Annotated in this window: 22 protein-coding genes; 1 reads left to right on the top strand and 21 read right to left on the bottom strand. The window is 33.8% G+C overall.

From position 1 onward, the window contains the following. The 17 genes from HYN86_RS18695 to HYN86_RS18775 all read right to left on the bottom strand — a co-directional run bounded on the left by HYN86_RS18695 (nt 1) and on the right by HYN86_RS18775 (nt 17,396). Complete coding sequence (locus HYN86_RS18695) at nt 1–825, bottom strand: glycosyltransferase family 2 protein (RefSeq protein WP_113679419.1); 825 nt, start codon at nt 823–825, stop codon at nt 1–3. After that, nucleotides 818–1,378, bottom strand: coding sequence for a DapH/DapD/GlmU-related protein (locus tag HYN86_RS18700; protein WP_113679420.1), 561 nt, complete (start codon nt 1,376–1,378; stop codon nt 818–820). Before HYN86_RS18700 ends, HYN86_RS18695 begins: the two co-directional genes overlap by 8 nt. Continuing rightward, complete coding sequence (locus HYN86_RS18705; protein ID WP_113679421.1) at nt 1,371–2,474, bottom strand: glycosyltransferase family 4 protein; 1,104 nt, start codon at nt 2,472–2,474, stop codon at nt 1,371–1,373. The genes HYN86_RS18700 and HYN86_RS18705 overlap by 8 nt, the downstream gene beginning before the upstream one ends. Before the next feature lie 3 nt (nt 2,475–2,477). Then, nucleotides 2,478–3,551, bottom strand: coding sequence for a glycosyltransferase (locus HYN86_RS18710; protein WP_113679422.1), 1,074 nt, complete (start codon nt 3,549–3,551; stop codon nt 2,478–2,480). Beyond that, complete coding sequence (locus HYN86_RS18715; protein WP_162789404.1) at nt 3,548–4,720, bottom strand: glycosyltransferase; 1,173 nt, start codon at nt 4,718–4,720, stop codon at nt 3,548–3,550. The genes HYN86_RS18710 and HYN86_RS18715 overlap by 4 nt, the downstream gene beginning before the upstream one ends. Beyond that, nucleotides 4,717–6,015, bottom strand: a complete 1,299-nt coding sequence (locus HYN86_RS18720) for a hypothetical protein (protein WP_113679424.1) — start codon at nt 6,013–6,015, stop codon at nt 4,717–4,719. Before HYN86_RS18720 ends, HYN86_RS18715 begins: the two co-directional genes overlap by 4 nt. Before the next feature lie 16 nt (nt 6,016–6,031). Then, nucleotides 6,032–7,264, bottom strand: coding sequence for a glycosyltransferase family 4 protein (locus HYN86_RS18725; protein ID WP_113679425.1), 1,233 nt, complete (start codon nt 7,262–7,264; stop codon nt 6,032–6,034). Beyond that, nucleotides 7,261–8,343, bottom strand: coding sequence for a glycosyltransferase (locus HYN86_RS18730; RefSeq protein WP_113679426.1), 1,083 nt, complete (start codon nt 8,341–8,343; stop codon nt 7,261–7,263). Before HYN86_RS18730 ends, HYN86_RS18725 begins: the two co-directional genes overlap by 4 nt. Then, the gene (locus HYN86_RS18735; protein WP_113679427.1) at nt 8,340–9,317 is read right to left on the bottom strand and encodes an exostosin domain-containing protein; all 978 of its coding nucleotides are present in this window, start codon (nt 9,315–9,317) and stop codon (nt 8,340–8,342) included. The genes HYN86_RS18730 and HYN86_RS18735 overlap by 4 nt, the downstream gene beginning before the upstream one ends. A 59-nt stretch (nt 9,318–9,376) precedes the next feature. After that, nucleotides 9,377–10,348: a hypothetical protein gene (locus tag HYN86_RS18740; RefSeq protein ID WP_113679428.1), complete on the bottom strand. Its 972-nt coding sequence runs from the start codon at nt 10,346–10,348 to the stop codon at nt 9,377–9,379. 3 nt (nt 10,349–10,351) lie between these two features. Next, on the bottom strand, nt 10,352–10,924 hold the full coding sequence (locus HYN86_RS18745) for an acyltransferase (RefSeq protein WP_113679429.1): 573 nt from the start codon (nt 10,922–10,924) through the stop codon (nt 10,352–10,354). Beyond that, complete coding sequence (locus HYN86_RS18750) at nt 10,917–12,212, bottom strand: MATE family efflux transporter (RefSeq protein WP_230406394.1); 1,296 nt, start codon at nt 12,210–12,212, stop codon at nt 10,917–10,919. The genes HYN86_RS18745 and HYN86_RS18750 overlap by 8 nt, the downstream gene beginning before the upstream one ends. Nucleotides 12,213–12,263: 51 nt before the next feature. After that, nucleotides 12,264–13,676, bottom strand: a complete 1,413-nt coding sequence (locus tag HYN86_RS18755) for a UDP-glucose 6-dehydrogenase (protein ID WP_113679430.1) — start codon at nt 13,674–13,676, stop codon at nt 12,264–12,266. 56 nt (nt 13,677–13,732) lie between these two features. Next, entirely contained in the window at nt 13,733–14,857 is a 1,125-nt protein-coding gene (gene gmd, locus HYN86_RS18760; protein WP_113679431.1) for a GDP-mannose 4,6-dehydratase, read from the bottom strand. A gap of 105 nt (nt 14,858–14,962) precedes the next feature. Next, on the bottom strand, nt 14,963–15,916 hold the full coding sequence (locus HYN86_RS18765) for a GDP-L-fucose synthase family protein (protein ID WP_113679432.1): 954 nt from the start codon (nt 15,914–15,916) through the stop codon (nt 14,963–14,965). Between the two features lie 54 nt (nt 15,917–15,970). Next, complete coding sequence (locus HYN86_RS18770) at nt 15,971–16,972, bottom strand: mannose-1-phosphate guanylyltransferase (protein WP_113679433.1); 1,002 nt, start codon at nt 16,970–16,972, stop codon at nt 15,971–15,973. Beyond that, nucleotides 16,962–17,396 carry an adenylyltransferase/cytidyltransferase family protein gene (locus tag HYN86_RS18775; protein ID WP_113679434.1) on the bottom strand — a complete coding sequence of 145 codons (435 nt, stop codon included), beginning with the start codon at nt 17,394–17,396 and terminating at the stop codon, nt 16,962–16,964. The genes HYN86_RS18770 and HYN86_RS18775 overlap by 11 nt, the downstream gene beginning before the upstream one ends. Before the next feature lie 606 nt (nt 17,397–18,002). On the opposite strand from HYN86_RS18775, the gene HYN86_RS18780 reads away from it, so the two are divergent. After that, on the top strand, nt 18,003–18,473 hold the full coding sequence (locus tag HYN86_RS18780) for a UpxY family transcription antiterminator (RefSeq protein WP_113679435.1): 471 nt from the start codon (nt 18,003–18,005) through the stop codon (nt 18,471–18,473). An 85-nt stretch (nt 18,474–18,558) separates the two neighbouring features. Here HYN86_RS18780 and HYN86_RS18785 read toward each other — a convergent pair whose 3' ends face one another. The 4 genes from HYN86_RS18785 to HYN86_RS18800 all read right to left on the bottom strand — a co-directional run bounded on the left by HYN86_RS18785 (nt 18,559) and on the right by HYN86_RS18800 (nt 22,480). Next, entirely contained in the window at nt 18,559–18,762 is a 204-nt protein-coding gene (locus tag HYN86_RS18785; RefSeq protein ID WP_113679436.1) for a helix-turn-helix domain-containing protein, read from the bottom strand. 77 nt (nt 18,763–18,839) lie between these two features. Continuing rightward, nucleotides 18,840–19,070: a helix-turn-helix transcriptional regulator gene (locus HYN86_RS18790; protein WP_091492892.1), complete on the bottom strand. Its 231-nt coding sequence runs from the start codon at nt 19,068–19,070 to the stop codon at nt 18,840–18,842. Nucleotides 19,071–19,646: 576 nt separating this feature from the next. Then, the gene (locus HYN86_RS18795; RefSeq protein ID WP_113679437.1) at nt 19,647–21,830 is read right to left on the bottom strand and encodes a hypothetical protein; all 2,184 of its coding nucleotides are present in this window, start codon (nt 21,828–21,830) and stop codon (nt 19,647–19,649) included. Beyond that, the gene (locus HYN86_RS18800; RefSeq protein WP_162789405.1) at nt 21,827–22,480 is read right to left on the bottom strand and encodes a hypothetical protein; all 654 of its coding nucleotides are present in this window, start codon (nt 22,478–22,480) and stop codon (nt 21,827–21,829) included. Before HYN86_RS18800 ends, HYN86_RS18795 begins: the two co-directional genes overlap by 4 nt. Nucleotides 22,481–22,526: the final 46 nt, after the last annotated feature.

The raw sequence follows: 22,526 nt of genomic DNA on the forward strand, positions 1-22,526 counted from the left end.
TTATTCTATGTTATTTTTGATTGAATCTACTTTAGTTTGAATTTGAAAAAAGTAATGTGATTTAAAACGGGCTAAATAAAATCCTTCTTTACCATCAAGAAAGCCAAGTTTTAAAAAGTAAGCTCCCATAAAATACACTGCTGGAAGAAGTCCAGTATTAAGAAGACCGTATTTAATTTTTTGATTGAATGATAGATGTTCGTTTTTAGAATCTTTTAGCTGCAGATACCTTTGCGCTTCCCAAGAAGAATACGCATTGTGTTTGGCTATATAATGTTCTAAATTTTTAAAATCTTTATGAATAACTTTTGCTTTAATAACTCCAACCTTACCTTCTATAATTGGATGTTCGTGAACTTCCATGTCTAAATGACTCCACAAATCTTCTTCGATTTTTTCGTATGCTCCTTTAGATTTCTTAAAAAGAGCCGACTTTTGAAAGCCATAACCATATTTAAGTTTTCTGCCCATAAAATAGTTTTCAAACTGTATGGTAAAGCCATTATAACTCGGGTCTTGGGTTTTAAATGCTACCTCATCAACAAATTCTTCGGTAACAAATTCATCTGCATCTAAAAACAAAATCCACTCGTGGCGCAGGTTTGCATTTTGAAGAGCCCAATTTCTTTTTTTCGGAAATCTGCCATTCCATCGAAACTGCAGTACCTCAGCTCCTTTAGCCTCTGCTATAGTTGTTGTATCATCGGTGCTTCCAGAATCAACCACTATGATTTGATCAAATCGCTTTAATTTATCCAGACAAGATGGCAAATTCAAAGCTTCGTTTTTAACAGAAACGATTACGGTAATTGGAATTTTATTCAAAGCTTCTAGTTTTTATAAGTTTGGCAGGATTTCCTGCTACTATGGTATTTTTCTCAACATTTTTGGTAACTAAACTTCCTGCACCTACAATAGCATTTTCTTCTATTGTTATTCCCGGCATTACAATGGCTCTAACTCCAATAAAAACCCCTTTTTGGATTGTTATTTTTTTAGTTATTAAATTCATAGTCGGATTATCAAATGCATGTGTTCCGGTGCATAAGTATACCTCCTGCCCTACGGTGGCGTGCTCAAATATTTCTATGACTCCTAGGGTATAAGCGTTGGCTCTATCACCTAGACATGCGTGATCATGCAGTATTAGGTTCCATGGAATTTGAATTCTTGCTCTCTGGTGCACAAATGGTTTTCCATAAATAGTGCATCCAAATAATTTAAGCCAGAACAATCTCCAAGAATTAGCTGGTTTTGGTGTCCAGCTGCAGAATAATAACCAGGCATATTCCCAAAGCAGCATTTTTACGCGATGCGATAGAGTCCAAGGTGAATCATAAGGCGAATTTTGACTGTATTCTATAGTAGTACTATTCATTTAATACGGATTGAAAGTCCTCAATAAACATTTTGGCAATTTTAACGGTAGAAAAATCATCAAAAACTTTTCTTCCGTTTAAAGAAATTTTTTCACGAAGCTCAGAATCAGTCATCAGCCTGATTAATTGGCTGGCAAGCTGCGCAGTCTGGTCTTCACTGCTTTGATTAAATCTTAAACAGTTTATTTCATCAACTGCATATTCATTAAAACAATCGTGATTAGAAAGAACTGTTGCGCATCCGTAGGACATTGCTTCTCGAGGTGCTACGGGGCCGGCATCCCCTGTTCCGTCTTGTATTGGGTAACAAAAAATTTTAGATTCAAAATAGAATTTAGATAAAGTATCTTGATCGTAAACAGAACCTGCAAAATTTACATTTCCTTTTTTGTTTTTTAAGTTTTCATAATAAACCAAGCCTCCCCCGCCTTCTGCTGCTTCCCATGGACCTACAATATTTAATGTCCAATTTTTAGAAATATGTTTTGGAATACTATTAAAAGCATCAATTAAAATATGTACTCCTTTTTCTTTATCGAGACGGCCTACAAATAAAATGCTGTTAGTTTTTTCTGTACTAAAATCTTTTAATTGAAATGGAACAGGATTAGGGATATAAGAAACTTTATTATGATATTTTGGTTTTATTTTTTCTTTGACCAGATCAAAAATCATTGGAGAACATGCTCGAAATTTGCTAACGTTTGTGTAAAATTTCATCTGCCATTTTGGTCTTCTCTCTACACTAACATATATTTTACCTTTTGTTTTACTTCTAAAAAATATAGGCAGCCAAAAAGTATTAGATACTACGATGTCACTGTCAATATGTTTTAATGTTCTTAAGGTGTATATTAAATCGTAAAATTTTAAAACCAATAAACTTTTTGGGGCTGCAAAACCTTTAACACGAATATGTGACACACCGTTTATAGTTTCTTTTTTTTCTAATGATGGGTGTGTTCTACTAATGTGTATTACTTCGTGGCCTAGATTTACAAACTCCTGCCCTAGTTTAAAGTATATTTTTTCAACTGCCCCGCCTAGTATTGGTGGAACTGGAATAAAAGCGCCCTGAACTATAGTTATTTTCATATCTTAAATAGTGTTATATAATTCAATCATATTTTTGCCTATTGCTTTTATATCGTATTTCTCTCTGACGAGATTTTTTCCGTTATTACCCATTTCTTCTAACTGGGTTGTTGATGTATGAAACACATTTAGTAATGTTGATTTTAAATTTTCAATCGACAAATCGATCCACCACCCGCAATTATGTTTTTCTAGATCCTGCCAAGGTGTTCCGGTAGTTGTTATCACAGGAACGCCAACTGCTAATGCTTCTGCCACTACGATACCAAAATTTTCACTATATGTTGGCAGAACCATTACATCTGCAGAACGCAAAAAATCCCATTTTTCCTCTTCGTACAAAGCACCAACAAAACGTACATTTTCCATATCCTCAGCACTCTGTATTAAACTGATCATATAATCTTCATCTCCATTTCCGGCAATTTCCAGTGTCCATCCTGCGGTATCAGAATTTCGCCAGGCTTCTAAGAGAATTTCAATTCCCTTTTTAGGATGAATGCGGGATATAAATACCATTTTTCGAGTTCCATATTCTTCTTTACTGCTTTCTAATTCACTTAAATCTATACCGTTTGGAATAATGGTGATTTTATTACTGAATTTTAGTTTTCGAATACTGTCTTTTTCCATTTGGGCAGTTGCATGAATATGGTCTACTCTTTTAATCGCCTTATTCTGAAATAAGAAAAGGGCAGCTTTTTTTTTCAAAGGATTGTGTTGAATAATCCAAGATTCCAGCATACCGTGCGGCGATAAAACAACTTTTATTTTTAACTGCTGCGCCGCTTTCTGAAAACCCCAATTTTGAGGACTCCAGATTCCGTTAATATGCACAACATCTGGTTTTTCATTTTTAAGGAAAACACGAAATTCTTTGATTAAAGAAAACCAGCGTAACAAGTTTCCATCGAAAAATTTTACTGAAACTCCATCTATTGTGATCGGCTCTTTAGAAATTCCGGTAGCAATAATAAATGACGTATCTTTATTTAAAGCCTTGCTTAACAGACGCATATATTCTGTTGTACCACCTCCGCTTTTGTCAATACTGGCTATGTAGTGAATTACTTTCATTTATCTTGTAAAATTTCTTGGTAAATGGCTTCGATTGAATCAACAAAACCTTGTGCTGAAAATTCTTTTGAACGCAAAATTGATTTGCAGACAGCATCTCTGCGTTCTTTTGGACTAAAATGAATTACTCTTTCTAATTCTTTGGCCGTGATCATTTTCCAGTCTAATAATTTTTCTGAATCGGTAGGTTTTTTAGGAATATAAAAGCCTGCGTCTGCAGCTACTTCTTTCATAGGGTCTTCATTAGTTGTAATAACTAGACTTCCTGAAGCCATCGCTTCAACTATCGGCCATCCAAAACCCTCATATAATGATGGAAAGAGCATTACAGAAGCACCCTGATACAACTGCTTTAATTGTAAATCGTCAATGTTATTTATGAAAAAAATAGATTGAGATGCAGGTGACTGTTCTTTAAAGGCAATCATTTCTTTTGTTGGAGATTCTCCAGCCAGAACCAGTGGTATTTCTACTTTAAAATCTTTTACTAGTTGATCGTAAATCTCCAAAACACCTAGTTTATTTTTATAAAAAGCATTACCACCAACATGTAAAATATATCCTTCCGATAAGTCTATCTTGTATTGATCTGACAATTCTTCTCGTACGATATGATAGTCTTTTGCCGGCTCAAAATTTTGATTCATTCCATTGTAAACTACCCTTGATACTTCTGGATTTTTATCTAATAAAGCGTGTAAGTCAACTTGTGTTTTTTTAGAAATCGATATAAAATTTCTTGCTGTACGATATCCAGAAAAAATAAATTTTTGATAGTATTTTCCAGTTACTCCAGTTTTATTTTCCTGCAGTAAACCAAATGCGGATTTTTGTGCCAAAAAATCATGGCAGTGCACCACATGATATCTTTTTTTTACCAGTGGTACCCAAGGTCCCAAAGCATTATCTGAAAAAACAAATAATGTCTCTTTACTGCAATTCAATAATCTCAATTTGACCTGAAGTGGAAAAATTACATACTGATCCATATAACCAAACCACTTTTCGAGAATTGGTTTTTTAAAGGAAAGTCTGAAGAAAAAAGCTTTTGGACTCCATACTGTCAAATCATGTCCTTTTTGTTTCATTCCTGCCGTAATCATTTGAGCAAATCGAGGCATGCTTTTATGACCTAAGAAAGAAGGATGCGTAAACAATATTATTTTCATTTTTCTGGTTTCAAATTCATATTTAAGCTCGCCACTAAAAGACCTACTGTAAGAACAGAGCAGCCTAACATGCTTGGCTGCGCCCATTGTCCCAAAATAATTAGATACAAGGCTGTACCACAAAATGTTATTGGTAATATTTTATCTTCTTGAGGCAGTCTTATTGATTTTAAAAATAAATTGACTGCCAAAACCAATCTTAAGAAAATGAGTCCGCCTCCTAATAGTAGACCTTGTTCACCACCTACTCTTCCTAACTCATCTTCAGCAATTAAAAAAGTATTGGTTCCAGATAACATCTGTGCGCCTGCATTGGTCCCCATTCCTAATTTACCAACAAACAACGGCATGTTTAAGAGGTTTACTATTGGTCTAACAAAATCGCCTAAAACCCTTGAAAAAAAAGACTCCTCAAATCCGCCGCTTTGACCGCTCGCAGTATCTACCCTGCTCATAAAAACCTCAGTCCCTAAATTAAAAACAGTTGTAGTACTTTGTAAAATGGCAAACAGTCCGACCAAAACGACAATCGTTAAAGCCACTTTCATTATCTTTTTAAAACTGGTTGCAGAACCAATAAAAGCAAAAACTCCAACTAATATAACTCCTCCAACGGCGGTCCTGCTTACTGTTAATGGCAGACTAAATATTAAAGCGAGTGTACTGGTATAAAGCAAAATCCTAGAAACACGCTCTTTGGACAGCCAGAAATAAAACACAAAGACAGATACCAAAATGTAAAAAGACGCCAGCCCTGTAATAAATGAAAAAGTACCAGGAGGTCTAAAATATCCCATTGCGCCAGAAAAGCCAGCGCTGCCTTCTCCTCCTATACCTCTATTGATCAAAGCAGATTGAGGACTTATAAATTGCAGATAAACAATTAAGGTCATCAAGATATTTACTGCGAGCAATGCATATCCCATTTTGAGAATGTCTTTTTTTGTAAAGACAGCTCCAATAATAAAAATTAAAGGAAAATGAAGCAGCATTATACGAGCACCGTAGATTCCAACAAACAAATTAGCATGTCCAAAAGTAAGCGTGACAATTAGTGCTAAAAGTGTAATGATGCAAGAGAAAACTACATATCCATTTAAAAATTTTACATTCAGGTAAATAGCTCTGGCGATAATGAAGATTGCAATAGGATCGCGAACAACAAGTAATGGTGTTGCTAAACTTGGCAAGACCCATTTACGTAAAGCACCTTCAAAAATCCACAAGAAAAAATACAGCCAAATTGCCGTTTTTATCGAGTTCAGCTTTTTACTATTTGTGGTAGTATCTTTCATTTATAATCAAATTATTTTAAGAACTTAAAACATTACAAATTTTATCGGCATAATTGTCCCAACTGTAAGTGTCTGCTAATTGTTTGGCTTTTTTTCCCATTTGAAAAATTTCATTTCTATGGTCAACAAACCAATTTATCTTTTCTGCAATAGCCTGCGGATTTCTAATTGGCACTAAAAACCCAGTTTCTCCGATTACTACCAAATCTTCTGCTCCTGTATTTGCCGTAATAATGATTGGCAGACCTTGACTCATTGCCTCTTGAATTACCAAAGCCCTGCCTTCAACAATAGACGGAAGGCAAAAAACATCACAAGTCCTCATCAATTCTAAAACTTGATCATGAGATCGCGTTGGCTCGTAAGTAAAATTTACTTGATCAATGTAAAAAGAAAGCGGTGCCGCTAATGATCCTAAAACAACTAATTCAACTTTTGAAGAATCAACTAATTTTATGGCGTCAAATAAATCGCTCAAGCCTTTGCGCTGCGTCATTGAGCCTACAAATAAAATCCTCAATCTTTTGTTTGATTTTTTTTCTTCTACATCAAATTGATTGGCTGAAAATGGTGTTCCAAATGGAGATTGAATAATTTTCTTTTTATTGGCCCAGTCTGGCAGTGACTGGCGAACAAAATCACTTGCCACAACAATCGTGTCTGCTAATTCTAATTCTTTTCTTTTCCTTTCTAACTTTTGAGGACTATCATTTATTCCACCGCCGAGCGTAAATGCCCATTTGGGTTTTCTAAGGGCTTCCTCATGCAATAATTCTTGTAAAAGAGTATGATAAGCAATTGGCAGGTCGTAAATACATTCTAAACCTAATTCTTTAGCAGCAATAAAAGTTTCTAGTGCACCATCTTCATAAGCATAAACAGCGGTTAGTCCGTTTTTTTTTGCGCTTTTAAGTTTACCTGCAATTTTCCTGTCTAAATTTTGATAAATTCTATCTACACAAAAAAAACCAGTTTCTGATTTGGTCAAAGAGCTTAAACTCAATTTGGAAGCTAACATTCTCCCCAATTCTTTTATCGGATAAACTTCTGTATACGACTGTAAACCAGAATCAAAAGAGCGTCTTTTTATATCTCCTAAACCTTTTAATTTTGCTATTTTGTGCCAAAAATTATTGGGAAACACAGCAATTGAAGTGTGAAATTGATATAGTAATCCTTGAGTTAAAAATCCTTTTGCTATAGCACGTACATTACTATTTCCAGAAGGATGAGAAATAAGAATTTTCATGAGGTTGATATTGATTTTATAAACTGATTTGCCAAAGAATTCAAATCAAAAACTTGAACAGTCATTGGTTTTAGTTTCAAATTGTTTTTTTCGTATTTAATGATGTTTGGTATGCTGTAGTGTCCTTTTGTCGGAGTCCACTCGCGAGAAACACAAATTGTGTTTAGCTGATGTTCTTTGTACGCTGCAAAAACACCGCTTTTTTCAGTCTGAAAATAAGGTGTTGTCGATATGCCAAAATCACTATCAATGAGCACTTGAGAGATTACAGTTTCAGGCTGAATACCCATTACTTTATAATCAATTCCTTTATTTTCTAATACATTTATATAGTTGTAAAGTTCAGGACCATTTTTTCCTATAAAAACGAATTTTATAGGCTTTCCTAACTTGCTTTTCAAACTTACCAGATCATTAATAAAATCTTTAAAAAAAGCTCCTCGATGAATTGTACCAAACAGTACAAGCTGTGTAAACTCATTTTCCCTGCTCTTTACTGCTGTTAAAGGTATGTTACCGCAAATGGGCAAAATATCTGCCCTTATATCGTGTGACTGCAAAAAATACTGGTAAAGTTTATTTTGCGTATTTACGTAATAAGGATTTGTATTCTGAATTACTTTTTTTACTATATACTGCTGCACTTTGCCTATACATTTTTGTTTGAAAGAAGACTCTGTATCAATTCCTATCCATAATTCGTGAAACATAATATGCCATTTGTGGTTTCCTGTTATCTTTTTAAAAAAAGAAGGCAGCCAGAAAGGCAGTCCCTTTGGGTTAAAACTGTACGGCACATATTGTAAAGAAATCCATTGTGGTTTAAAATTTTTTAAAACATGCTGCGTCAATTTAAGTCTTTGAAGATTTGTTGCTGCCAAAGGAATGCGGTTTACGCTGACTTTAGTTCCTTCAATTTCCTGAAACTCTGATAAAAAAGAAACGGCTTGATGGTCACACAGTGATAAAATATTTGCTTCATGTCCTATTCTTATGAGTTCCCCACACAAGCGCCGTGTATAATCTCCTACGCCATCTTTTCCTGGTTCGAGAGATCCGCAGATGAATAGAATGTTCATTTTATATATTTTTTTTTGTAGTATCTTAAAAGATTTCGAAAGTGAAAAGGTTCAAAAAACCTTAAATATTCATTTAAATAATCACGGAAAGAAAGATCATTTCTTAATGCATGCAATTTGGCTGCAGCATCTGAAAGAAAATGAAACTGATTTTCAAATGACATGTATTTCTCGTAGTTTTTTCTAGCATTAATTCCTAGTTCCAAGCATTCATCTTCTCTTTTTTTAAGGATATTTTCAATCTGATCTACGTCTTTTTCCTTAATTCTAATAGAACAGCTGTTCCAGTCAATTTCTTCACATTCTACCCATTCGTCAGAAATAATTACTGGGGCAATTCCCATTTTCATACTTTCATATTGTCTATAAGAACTGGGACCAATACCACGGGGGCATAATATAAATTTACTTTGAAATAAAATTTCAGCGTACTTTTCAAAATACCTATTACGATCTTCCTCATTCAAGTCCCAAGAATTGTAATCTTTAGTATCATGTATGTTTTCATCTCCCTTAAAACGCTGTATAATTTCTTCTCTTACAGCTGGATAGGTTCTGGAAGCTCCCATAAAAGAAAACAAATATTTTTTTTCGTCATTTTTATTTGGAACATATTCAATGTAAGGGTTTGTCGAAATCTGCTCCAAATAGTGATAGGGATGATGCATTTTTTTATTAAAACTGGAATTGCAGACCGAAGGCGAAATTGTAGGCATTAGTGTAAGATGCTCATCACTATCATGATATAAATAGCATTTCTTTTTATATAGCTTATATACGGGATGTTTTAAGACTTGAAAAAAATAGGGATCATCTCCAGGATGGTGCTCAACAAAGATTATTAGGTCCGCTGACTCAGGATTATCTGCTAAAACATATTTTTTAAATGGATCGTAAAGGCTCGATTTTTTTAAATTTTGAAATGCAAAATTATACTGGCTTTCATCATAGGCGGATAATATATATACTTTCATAAAATATATTTTTGTTAAATCAATTTATAAATATGACATTCTCGAACTAAGAAATTCTTTTAAACTTTATAAAATCTTCCGATGAACTTAGCGGCTTTAATACTTGCCTTTTTTTGACTAATTTTCCATTTCGAATGTGCGGCTATTGGACTACTTGTGTTTTCCCAGTAAACCACATCTTCTTTTCTAGGTATTCTTCCGCTTAAGGCTCTTAAAAAATGTCCGGTTTTCCATGGTTTCGGGCTTCCTAAAGCATGATACATGGTGATGTGTTTAGATTCGAAGCCCATTCCTTCTTTTCCTAAATAGCTGACTATTCCAGGATAGGCTTCTATCGTCGCATTAAGAGCATCTTGATCTGATTTATCAAAAATGGTAAATCCTTCCATTTTCAATATTGTTGAATTGTAACTTTGATTTGAAAATATAGAATTCTCTAAACCTCCAATTGCAGCAGCCATATATTTTTGAAGCTGAACCCACAAACTCAAAAAATTGATGTCTTTTTTAAGAAGTCCTATGAAACCGCCGTTTACATATATTTGATTCTTAAATTGTAACTCAAGATCATATTTCTTAAAATATTTTCTCCAGCCAACTCTTCTGGGATGAAATTCCTGAAAAGGCGAATCGATATCTTCAGAGAGTGCTACACCGCAATTGACCCATTGTTCAAAACAAACCCAAGAATCGTTAACTACAATATCTGGATCGAAATAAAACATTGCTTCGCTATTTTTTGCTGGGCCTTCCCACAAATCAAGCATAAAATCTGGTTTATAATTTGTTAGGCTGTAAGTTGTTTCTAAGGGTAAAAAAATAAGCTGCATACCTTCACTTGGAGTCAATATCACTGCTTCTTTCCATTTTCCAATTAATTCTCTTTTTCCGTTTATTGCCCATTCTGGTAATTCTCCGCGGTAGCCTACGTAAATGTTTCCACGAAAACCGTGATTGAAAAGCGAATTTGAAAGTGAAGCAACTCCAAAGTGGTAATGTCCCTCAAATAAGGTGCAGATAGATGAAACCATATTTTATATTCTTTTTTTTATGAAACGTGCAGGTACTCCTGCCCAAACTTCATTTGCAGGTATTGATTTGTTTACGACTGAACCTGCGGCAACAATAGAACCTTTACCAATTGTAACTCCTTGCAATATTACACATGAGGTTCCAATCCAGACATCATCTTCTAAAATTACTGGCTCACTAGTAGTGGGTTGTGTGTTTATAGCTGCATTACCTTTATATTCATGTCCTGTATTATTAATGGTTGTTTTACTAGCAATTAGGCAGTTGTTTCCAATTATAATTTTTTCATTACAGACAAATTCGCAGGCATGTCCAATAAATACTTTGTTTCCTAATTTTATATAACAGTTATCATTAAACGGGTGCCATATTCTAAAATCTACACCATTTTGTATTTCGCATTGATTTCCAAGTAATAATTTGTTGGGCCAATTGCAAGTAATGCTTTCTAGTTTTGAATCCCTTCCTCCCTGCAATCCCCTGATTTTTAGAAACAAGAATGATAGTGAGTGGCCTATATTAATAAATTTATTATAGGTCAGCGAGAATTTATTGGGCCGTTTCGTATTATTCATTTTTTACTAATAGAATGTTATACGTACAAAACAAAACGGTTTGAATTAATGCAACTAGTCCTAAAGCAATATTGAAATACAAAACGCCTCTTAAACTTCCAAGATCCAACATACTTGCAGAAATAATAATGGCCAGAAGATTGATGAGAATTAATGCAATGGGTGACATGGCCCATCCTCTTGAACTATATAAATTAAAAACGATTCCCCCCAATAGTCCAATGCAGCTGCTAATGATACTGAGCAGTAATTCAAATGGTAAACCTTTATAGGCATCGCCCAGCAGCCATAAAATTGGTGTAGGCAGTAAATAAACAATGAGAACAATAATACTTAGTAAAATAATCAAAAGTCCCATTATTTGAAAAAAACGTTTCAATAAGAGATGCTTATTTGCTGTTAATTTTGCAAAACGAGGAATAATCAATGTTGCAATTATTGCGCTAAAAATAGAAAGCATTACACTTAATCTACTTAGAGCCCCCAATTGTGCCAATGATGTCGTGTTACCAAAAACAGAAATTAACCATATAGTAATTTGTCCTGAAAGGCAATAATAAATAGATGTCGGCAGGATACGTTTAACTAAATTTAAAATCTCTTTTCTAACTTCGATATCTGTTTGTTGCTCTTTAGCAGCCATAGTGTAAACAATTTTTCTTAATCCAATATTTCCCCAGATTCTGGGAATTCCCGCAGCTATAACAGCGACAAAAGCCCAAGGAAAAATAAACATAGTTAAGCCTGATAATAATAGTCTTCCAATTCCAACTTCGATTTGATTTTTTTGTAAAGGCAGAATTGTTTGGTTTAATTTTGGAATAATTTCCAACAGAGAATCAGACAAAGCGGCATAAAAAGCTGGAATCACTGCTATTGCAATAAGTAATGTAACCATCCAGCTGGCTCCATTATGCAATAAAAGATAAAATAGAATTGGCATAGAGACAATTAAGCTCACAATCGCAAACTTTTTTCTTAAATCTAAACCTGTCGCTAAAACGACTCCAATTTTCTCTTTATCCTCCCAAACTTTACCTCCCAAAGCCATAACTCCTGAGGTAATCCCACCATCGGCAAGAACTGTCATAGTTCCTAACATCGTATTGGCTAAGGTGTAAAAAGCATATTCCTCAACAGGCAGCAATCGAATTATTAAGATCCCAGAAGCAAATCCCAAAGCTTGTATAATAATTTGTGCGCTTCCGGTTATCGAAATCAATTTTCCCCAGTTGATGAAATTATCATACTTAGGATGCTGTTTGAGTTTTATTAAAATATTTTTCAAGTAATTGAAATAAAATGATTAAAAAATAAATTCTCTTTACACTAGATCAGTTTAACCTTTTCCAATTCCTTTAATTTGAAAACCAATTGATGCCAGTTTCTCTGCATCCAGAATATTACGCCCGTCAAATACAAAAGCCGGTTTATACATATTGATATAAATGGAGTTCCAATCGTATGTTTTAAATTCGTCCCACTCTGTTAAAACAGCAATTGCATGTGCTTGATGCGCTGCTTCTAGTGGTGATTGATAGACAAAAATTTGTTTTAATTTGGATTCAATTTTCTGATCTGTAAGGCCTTTTTCTTCCCACAAATAGCGCATATCAGCTTTAATTTTTTGTTCAGAAACTTTAGGGTCGTAAACGTGAATTTCTGCACCGTCTTCAATTAAATGTTCTGCAACATAAATCGAAGCAGATTCACGGGTGTCATTTGTATCTTTCTTAAATGCCCAGCCCAAAAAAGTTATTTTCTTTCCGCTTACTGTATTAAAAAGTGAGGTAATAATTTTCTTTGCAAATCGATATTTTTGATAATCGTTTAAAATGATAATCTGTTCCCAATAATTGGCCACTTCGGGCAAATTAAAATAGCGGCACAAATACACTAAGTTTAGAATATCTTTTTGAAAACAAGATCCTCCAAAACCAACCGAAGCTTTTAGAAATTTAGAACCAATTCGGCTGTCAGTTCCAATAGCTGCAGCAACCTCATCAACATCTGCTTCTGTTGCTTCACATAAAGCTGAAAGTGCATTAATTGATGAAATTCTTTGTGCTAAGAAAGCATTCGCCGTTAATTTTGATAATTCTGAAGACCATACGTTAGTGGTTAAAATCTGTTTTGGCGAAAGCCAGTTTGCATAAATATCAACTAGCGATTGAATTGCTTTTTGACCACTTTCTGTTTGTTTTCCTCCAATTAACACACGGTCAGCATTAAGCAAATCATTAATAGCTGTTCCTTCGGCTAAAAATTCAGGATTAGAAAGCACTTCAAACTTATATCCGTTTCCTGTATGATCTAAAATAGTTTGTAAAGTCTCTGCGGTTCGAACTGGAAGCGTCGATTTTTCGACAATAATTTTATCACTTTTCGCAATTCTGGCAATTTGTCTGGCGCATAATTCTACAAATTTCAAATCGGCTGCCATTCCTTTACCTTCTCCATAATTCTTAGTTGGAGTATTAACTGCAATAAAAATCATATCTGCAGCTTCAATAGCACTGTCAACATCTGTAGAAAAAAATAAATTACGTCCTCTTGCTTCGTTAACTACCTCTGCTAAGCCAGGTTCATAAACCGGAAGATTGTCTAAGTTTTCTTCATTCCAAGCGGCAATACGACTTTCATTTAAATCTACAACAGTCACTTTAATTTCTGGACATTTCAATGCGATAACAGACATTGTTGGTCCTCCTACATAACCAGCGCCTAAACAGCAAATATTTTTAATTTTCATTTATTTAATATTAGAGGGGAAAAAATGTTGTTTTTTTTTGTCAGTACCGTAATCTGTTATTCGAAATAATTTAAAACCGTAAACCCGCATTCTTTTAAAAGCTGTTCTTTTCTCATCAGTTTTAAATCTGACTGCATCATTTCTTGTACCAATTCAGCTAGTTCATATTGACATTCCCATCCTAATTTTGTCTTTGCCTTAGTTGGATCACCTATAAGTAAATCTACTTCGGTTGGTCTAAAATATTCTGGATCTACTGCTAATACTTCCTGCCCCAATTCAATTTGATAATCAGGATTACTGCATGATACTACGTATCCTTTTTCATCTATACCGTGACCTCTAAATTCTAATTCAATGCCAACTTCTGCAAAACTCATTCGCACAAATTCGCGAACGGGAGTAGTTTTCCCTGTGGCAATTACCCAGTCTTCTGGTTGTTCGGCTTGCAGAATCATCCACATCATTCGAACATAATCTTTTGCATGTCCCCAATCTCGTTGTGCGTCAAGATTTCCCAAGTATAATTTGTCCTGCAGTCCTAATGCTATTCTCGAAGTTGCTCTGGTAATTTTACGAGTTACAAAAGTCTCTCCTCGAATAGGTGATTCGTGATTAAATAAGATACCGTTGCAGGCATACATTCCATATGCTTCTCTGTAATTTACAGTAATCCAAAATGCGTACATTTTTGCTACTGCATAAGGCGATCTTGGATAAAAAGGCGTAGTCTCTGACTGTGGCACTTCCTGAACTTTACCGTACAGCTCTGAAGTTGATGCCTGATAAATTCGAGTCTTTTTTTCTAATCCGAGCAGGCGTACTGCATCTAAAAGACGTAAGGTTCCTAATGCGTCGACATTTCCTGTGTATTCAGGCGTTTCAAATGAAACTGCTACATGGCTCATAGCTGCTAAATTGTAAATCTCATCTGGCTGAATTTCCTGAATAAGACGAGTCAAATTAGTACTATCAGTCATATCGCCATAGTGCAAAATGAAATTTCGGTTTTTAGTATGAGGATCCTGATATAAATGGTCAATTCTATCGGTATTAAATAAAGAGGAACGTCTTTTTAATCCGTGTACTATATAGCCCTTTTCTAATAAAAATTCACTCAAGTAGGCTCCGTCTTGTCCTGTCACTCCCGTAATGAACGCTGTTTTTCTTAATAGAGTCATAATCTAATTATAAGGCACAAAGGCATTATGCTGCAATGTTGCAATGTTTATAAAGTCTTAACTGTAAGGTTTTTGTGGAGATTTCTAAATCAAAAGAATGGCTTCTTAATAAGTCTTTTCTTTTAAATTTTCTATGTTTTCTAGAAACCAATTGTAGGTTTTTTGTATTCCTTCTTCTAAGTTTACTCGATGTTTCCAGCCAATGTTGTGCATTTTAGAAACATCCATTAATTTTCTTGGTGTTCCATCAGGTTTGCTTTCGTCCCAGATAATATCTCCAGTATGACCTACAGTTTTTTGTATTGTTGCTGCTAAATCCTTAATGGTTAAATCTTCACCTGTTCCTACATTGTATAAATACCCAGGAAGTTTATTTTCTAAGGCAAAAACTACTGCTTCTGCCATATCATCTACAAAAAGAAATTCCCGCATCGGTTTGCCAGTGCCCCAAAGTATTACTGAGGCATTATTATTTTCTTTAGCTTCATGAAATTTTCGAATCATTGCTGGCAGAACATGTGAACTATTCAAATCGAAATTGTCGTGAATGCCATATAAGTTGGTCGGCATTAAACTCACAAAATCTTTTTTGAATTGTTTACGAATAGCCTGGCACAATTTCACCCCAGTTATTTTTGCTAAAGCATACCACTCATTAGTACTTTCTAAAGATGCAGTTAGTAAATATTCTTCTTTTAAGGGCTGAATTGCTAATTTTGGATAAATACAAGAACTTCCTAAAAAGATAAATTTTTCTACCCCTAGATTGTGGGCTTCGCTAATCAGGTTATTCTGAATCTGCATGTTCTCCATTAGAAATTGATATGGAAAATCATTGTTTGCCAAAATGCCGCCAACTTTTGCAGCAGCATCTATAATAACATCTGGCCTTACCTCTTGAAGAAAATCGCGAACGTCGTCTTGTTCCCTTAAATCCAATTCTTTACTTGAAGCTCCAATAAGATTATCATAACCTTTTGCTTTTAAGGTTCTCCAAATGGCACTTCCAACCATTCCCTTATGTCCAGCAATATATATTGTAGAATTTTTATCAATCATTGTAGGTACTTTTAATTGTATAACACTTATGATTCACTCTTTTATGAGTCTCTTTTATAATAATGGCGATGCAATAGATTCTAACTGCTGGTAAACTTGTTTCACTTCTTGAGAATTTTCTTTTTGTAAAACCATTAAAGCATCGGCAGTATAAATCAAGATGCAATTTTTAACCCCTATAAAAGTGGTATGTAATGAAGTTCCGATTGTGATATTTTTATTTGAATCCATCGGATGTCCTTTCTGAACCAAATAATCATAAACCGACTCAAAAGATCCCAAATCAGACCAGTCAAAATGAGCGGGAACGACTTTAATATCTTTGCTTCGTTCCATAACAGCATAATCGACACTTATTGACGGAATATTTAAAGACAAATCGTAGTCTAGGAAACCATCTTGATTGGCATCCCAAACTGTTTTTGATGCCCAATAAACTTCTGGCTCCTGCTTTTCCAGCTCAATTAAAAACCTTCCTGCTTTGAAACAAAAGAGACCGCTGTTCCAAAAATAATTTCCCTTTTTGAGATAATTCTCAGCTTTCTTTGAGCTTGGTTTTTCATGAAATGCGATAACATTTTCTTTATCAAATTCAATATAGCCGTAACCTGTTTCTGGTTTTGTTGGTTTGATTCCAAAAGTTACAAGATAATCTTGATTAGCCAATCTTATGGCTTGCTGCAAAGCTAATGTATAGGAACTCTTACCTTCTATAATGTGGTCTGATGGTGTAATGAGCAAAATATCTTCTGGTTCTGATGCAAATGCTGCAAATGCAATCGCTGCTGCCGTATTACGTGGAACTGCTTCTATAATATGAGTAAATGGCTTACTGAATTTAGACATAATGGCGTTACTCATTTTGTAATTTTCAATATTACCCACTACAATAGTTTTACTTGAAACATTTTTATTGCGAACTACAGTTTTCTCAAAGAGTGATTCTCCTTCAAAAAGCTCAAGATATTGCTTTGGCAGTGTCTTTCTGGAGAGCGGCCACAATCTGCTGCCGATTCCTCCAGTTAAGACAACATGAGTAACAGTACTAATTGCCATTCGAATGCATTAAAATTTCTTTTTGATATACTTCATTACGAAGATTAGTGCTCGAAAAACGGTGATCTCTGGTATTAAAATACAATTCGATTCCTTTTTCTTCACAATACGTTCTACCGGTAAAATCTCTGTCCTTGTATTCATCACCTACGATGCGCACATCAAGAGTAAAAGATTTTAAAATATCTTCTAAATCCTGTTCTGTAGCATACGGAACAATTTCATCAACAAACTTGCACGCTCTTAACTGTATGTAGCGTTCTACCACAGTTTGTGTCGGTTTATTTTTAGTTGGGCGATCTAATGTTGGATCTGTTTGTAGACCTACAATTAAATAATCACAATGTTGTTTTGCTTCTTCCAGCATCTTAACGTGCCCTGCATGTAACAAATCAAAAGCACTAAAGGTTATTCCTGTTCTCATCTGCTTAATGTTTTAAATTAAAAAATATGTTTGTTAATGTAGATTGTCTCTGAAAATTTAAAAAACCATTTTATTGGGGTTTTGAAGGTTTTTTTAAAATTTAGAAAAAGGGTTCCCCGTGAATAGTTACACTTTAACTACTCAAAAAAGAAAAAAAATATAGGTTTGAAATCTAAAAAATTATGGTTTTTGAATACTCTTGAAAAGACCAAAATTTGTTCTTTAAAAAACAACAAAATTTTAGGCAATTACTTGATTTTTCTCTAACAATAATTTAAGATAAAATTATGATAATACAGTAGATGCGAAATTGCATTTTTGTTGCTAAATGTCCTAAATAAGGAAATTTTAGGATAAAAATCCTCTCATATTTTAAATGGTCAGAATTAAATTTACCACTTAGTTTATATAAGAACCATCTACCATCTTTAGTATGGATTTCTATAAACTACTACTATTAAATTGTATTCAAGATACGCTTGTTTTAATAGAATGAACTGTAACTGTTATCCATAAATAAGGAATGCATTTTTGAAAGAGAAATTGACAGTTTGAACTATTTTAAAAAAAACTTATTTACAAATACGAAAAAATAAATTAAGGATTATGAAATGGTATGTAGTATACACAAAACCTAAATGGGAAAAAAGAGCCGCAGAACAATTAACTAAGTTTAATATCAACTGTTATTGTCCTGTGATTAAAAAAATCCAACAAAGATCAGATAGGAAAATAAAGGTAGAAGTGCCATTGTTTAATCATTATATATTTGTACAATTGGCAGAGAAAGATAGAAATCTTGTATTTCATTCTCCAGGAGTGGTGCGATTTTTATTCTGGCTTGGAAGGCACGCTGTAGTAAAAGATCAAGAAATTGAAACTATTAAAGAGTGGCTTAATACTGGTGATACTTCTTCGGAGATTTCTGTAATGCAATATCAAATTGGAGACAAAATTCATTTAAACTCTGGTCCATTTTGCGATCAAAATGCAGTGATCAAAGACATTACAAAAACACACTATGTTTTAATTTTAGAATCTTTAGGGTATGTTTTAAAAGTAAAGCATAAATCTTAAAACGAAAAAAGAGTTTTTTAAGATATCCCCTATCTTAAGTAAACTCCTTTCTTTGAATGCAAAATACGGCTGTGATGGATAAATATTAACTGCCTAATTGAAAAATCTGGCTTTTTTTGATCCCTAAAATCTTAACTAACTGATCCAGTTTTGACAATTTAAGATCAACCATTCCCTGTTCAATTTTTTCATACTTTTTGACACTAATTTCCATTTGAATAGCAACATATTCAGGGGTGTGATTATTTTGCAATCGATACTCTCTAATTTTTAAATAGTAATTTTCCATAACTAAATTTTTTATTACTAATTCTAATTTATTTAAAGCTTGATTAATTAATATTCAATTACTTACTGTTAATTATTCTATCTGGTTTCGCTAAAAAAAATGGAAACATCGAATTTAAAAATGAACTCAATTGAGACTTCTAAAACCTTTGAAATTTCAATCAATTTCGAAACAGTTAAATCTACATCTCCTCTTTCAATTTTACCATAACCGCTTGTACTCATTTTTAATTCAGCAGCTACATATTCTCTGGTCAAATTTTTTAATTCTCTTATCTTTCTAATATTTTCGTATACACTATATTTCATAAAAAGTAAAAAATTTAAATAATTCTGTATTTTTAAATTATTGCAATAATCATGAATCAATTTTATAACAAAAGGTAATTTGTCCTTTTTATCTTATTTGTAAAAAAATCATGTTTTGACAACAACTATTCAATTATTAATAAGGTTTAAAGCTAAATGACGATTTTTCTTTATCATTCATTTTAAATTTTGATCAAAAATATATAATGTTTCGAGTTTATAATAATAAATCTGTTCAACGTATTTTAAAATCCGATAAAATACAACTTGTTACATTTTTAAGCTGCCAGATATACGTAAAAACCTTATTTTATAAGATAATAATCACGTACTTCTACGTGCTTTAAAATCCTATTCAGGAGATTGAGGTAAAAAAATGCCGGAAAATTGAGTTGATTTAAAGATGAGTTCTTTTATAAATCAAAAAAAAGATCTTTATAATAGTATTTCGTTTTAAAACTATTTTAAAGTTAAAGATCTGGAAGAAACAAATACATTTATTAGATTAACAGCCAAAAAAAATAAGGCTCAGATTAAGTTGATTAACCTGAGCCTTATTGCTATATTTTGTTTTACTTATTGTGTTACCAAAAGCTGTGGGTAAGAATTTGAATTTGTATTAATAATTACCGTTGGAACACCTGCTTTTACATTAACTAATAATTTACTTAAAGCAGGGTTTGACAAAAATGTACTGTTCACATAAACAGCAGATTCTAATCCATAACCTTTATTGGCAGGAATATCTGTTACGACATTTCCTGTAATTGTAGAGTTTACAATATGATTGTTTAAAGGGTTGAATAATACTGGCGAAAATGGAGGCGTACTATCTAAAAATTGACATCCCTCAATATTGGTACTAATTGAATTTATTGTTGATCCAGTAACTCTGTTATTGTACAAATTCGAATTATACAAAGAAAAAACATTACTTGTTATAACATTTACTCCTGTATAATTGGTAAAATCACAATTGGCAGCTAAAGGAGCATTTTGACCGCCTAAAGCCAAGGCAGTTTTTCCACCGTCAAATTTACAATCTACCCAAGCATCCAAATTATCTGCTCGTGTAGCCATCATAGAAACTGCGGTTGTACAATTAATGAATTGGTTTTTATAAAACATTGTTTTGTCGACAAAGCTGGAGGTATCAATATCATTGGCATATGGTGTAAGAGGATTTTGAAAAAATCCAATATTACAATCAACAAAACCTAAATTATCAAGGAAGTTATTATCAAATCCTCGAATTTGTTTTAATTGTATGCCATAATTTTGATTTCTAAAAACGACAAACTTAATGTTTTGATAAGACATATGCTGTGTCCCAAAATCTTGCGAAGAGTATATTCCTATACTTCCTCCTTGAAGTGTCAAATAACTCAAAATAAAATTGGCGTCCTGACCTCCGGTAAGAGATATTAAAGGAAAATCATCTGTTAAACCAACGATAACTGTTTTACCAGTTCCCTGGCCCACAATTCCATGATTAGAATCAATAGGAAGTTTTAATGTCGATCCTATATAAAAAACTCCTTCTGGTAATTCAGCAACTCCTTTAGTATTGATTAAATTTTGAATATAACTTGTCTGGTCAGGTTTACCAGCCCGCTCTGCTTTCCAGTTAGCACCTAACGGATTGGGCAGCGTCTCCCATGATGGTCGGCTCCAAGGCGTAAATTTAGTTCCTAAAATGGCACTAGAAACAGTATTAATAGTTGTACTATTTGTCATTGCAGATGTTTGGTCTACTCCATTGTATCTTACGGTGTTGGTCGCATTTAAATTTGCCTGAAGATCAAATCCTGTAACTGTTCCAGATTTTCTAATGTAAGTTCCTCCTCCATTTACCACAAACATATTTGCTCTTACAGAAAGGGCATCTGTTGGAAAATTCATTGATTTATCTAAAAAGAAAACATTTGCTGCATCAATATCAAAAGATGGGGTTCTCACAGCAGAATAACTGTTCGCTCCATTAAAATCGGTAATTTTTACATCACCTATATTAGCAGCCGCAATCATAGCCTTATTTCCTTCTCCTGTAAGGTTCCATCCTTCAGCATCTAAGCCTACAAAAGTAAGTGATCGCAGACCATCAATATCAGTTGTGTTTCCGTGAGGCGTTAAAAAGTTAGTATGCAGACTTACGTTTCCGTAGCTTGGAGTACTGCTGTTTCCTTTTAAAACCAACATGTTAGAACCTCCCTGCGATTGATGCTTAATTATTTTACTATTTCTTATATATCCAGACTGACTGCAATCAATGCGGATTGGTCCCATAAAATTTATAAACGAATTATTCTCCAGTGTCACATTTGTCCCCACCAATGTAGCCCATTTAATAGATTTGAACGTGCAATAGGAAATTACTCCTCCAGACTGCAATGTTATTGTTTGATCTGCCGGCAGAAGTGATTCTAAAACAACTCCCGTACTCCCTGCTGCTATCGTAATATTAGATATTTTATTTAATGAAGCGTGACCATATAACTTTTGATTACTTTTCATTACAATATTAACTCCAGAATAATCTCCTTTCTCTAATCTTACTGCACCATATTTATCTAAAGCTGACTGAATAGTAGCTTTTTGAGTAATAGGCAGCAAATATGCTTTAAAGTATTCGATTTCCTCCAATTGATTATTTACTCCAGGAGTTTCTGGAGTTTTAACAGGAGCCTCGTCAAGTGCATATTGATAGTTTTGCGAAAAAACAGCTGTCGAAAAAAATAAAAAATAAATTAGATGTTTCATTGTCCCGAAATAATATAGGAATTAGCGCCTGTTTTTCTTAAAAACCCAAATCTTACGTTGCCTGCAGTACTGGTAAACCGGGCACTTGCTCCAGCAGTATAATTTAGAGTTACCCCAGAAGCAGCTTGTATTGTTAATATTGCACCATTGTGAGCTTCTAAATTGATTGTCTCACCAACAACCATATTACCAAAATCAGAAGTGAGCGTTAATGTAGCAGACGATGTACATTCTATAGTATTATTTATATCCGAAACCGCAATATTTCTCGTAGTAGTAAATGGTACGATCACTGCTCTGCTTGCCGCACTGACAGTTGAACCTGCTGTTTTTGCATATAAGGCATATGGTACACTTAAAAGTTGTGTAACTCCAGTGATATTATAATTTGTTCCTCCTTTGACATCCACTTGTGTTTCTATAAAATAAGGTCCTTTGTCCCAGGCAATTTTGCTAAAATCTCCGACCGCAACTGTTCCTGTTCCAATTTCAAGAGAAATTAATCCATTGCTATTCGTGTTAACAGCATGAGTTTCTTGGTATACATTTGTTCCAGATGCATTGCCTTGATGCACAACAATCTTAAGACTAACTCTAGAATTAACGACCAAACTGTTATCCTGTGCTCGAATAATTGCCTGATAGCTCATTTTTTCCGGTGATTGTGCAAATACCTTAGGCGTAACAGTCACAAAT

Source organism: Flavobacterium fluviale (genome assembly GCF_003312915.1).
GTDB lineage: Bacteria > Bacteroidota > Bacteroidia > Flavobacteriales > Flavobacteriaceae > Flavobacterium > Flavobacterium fluviale.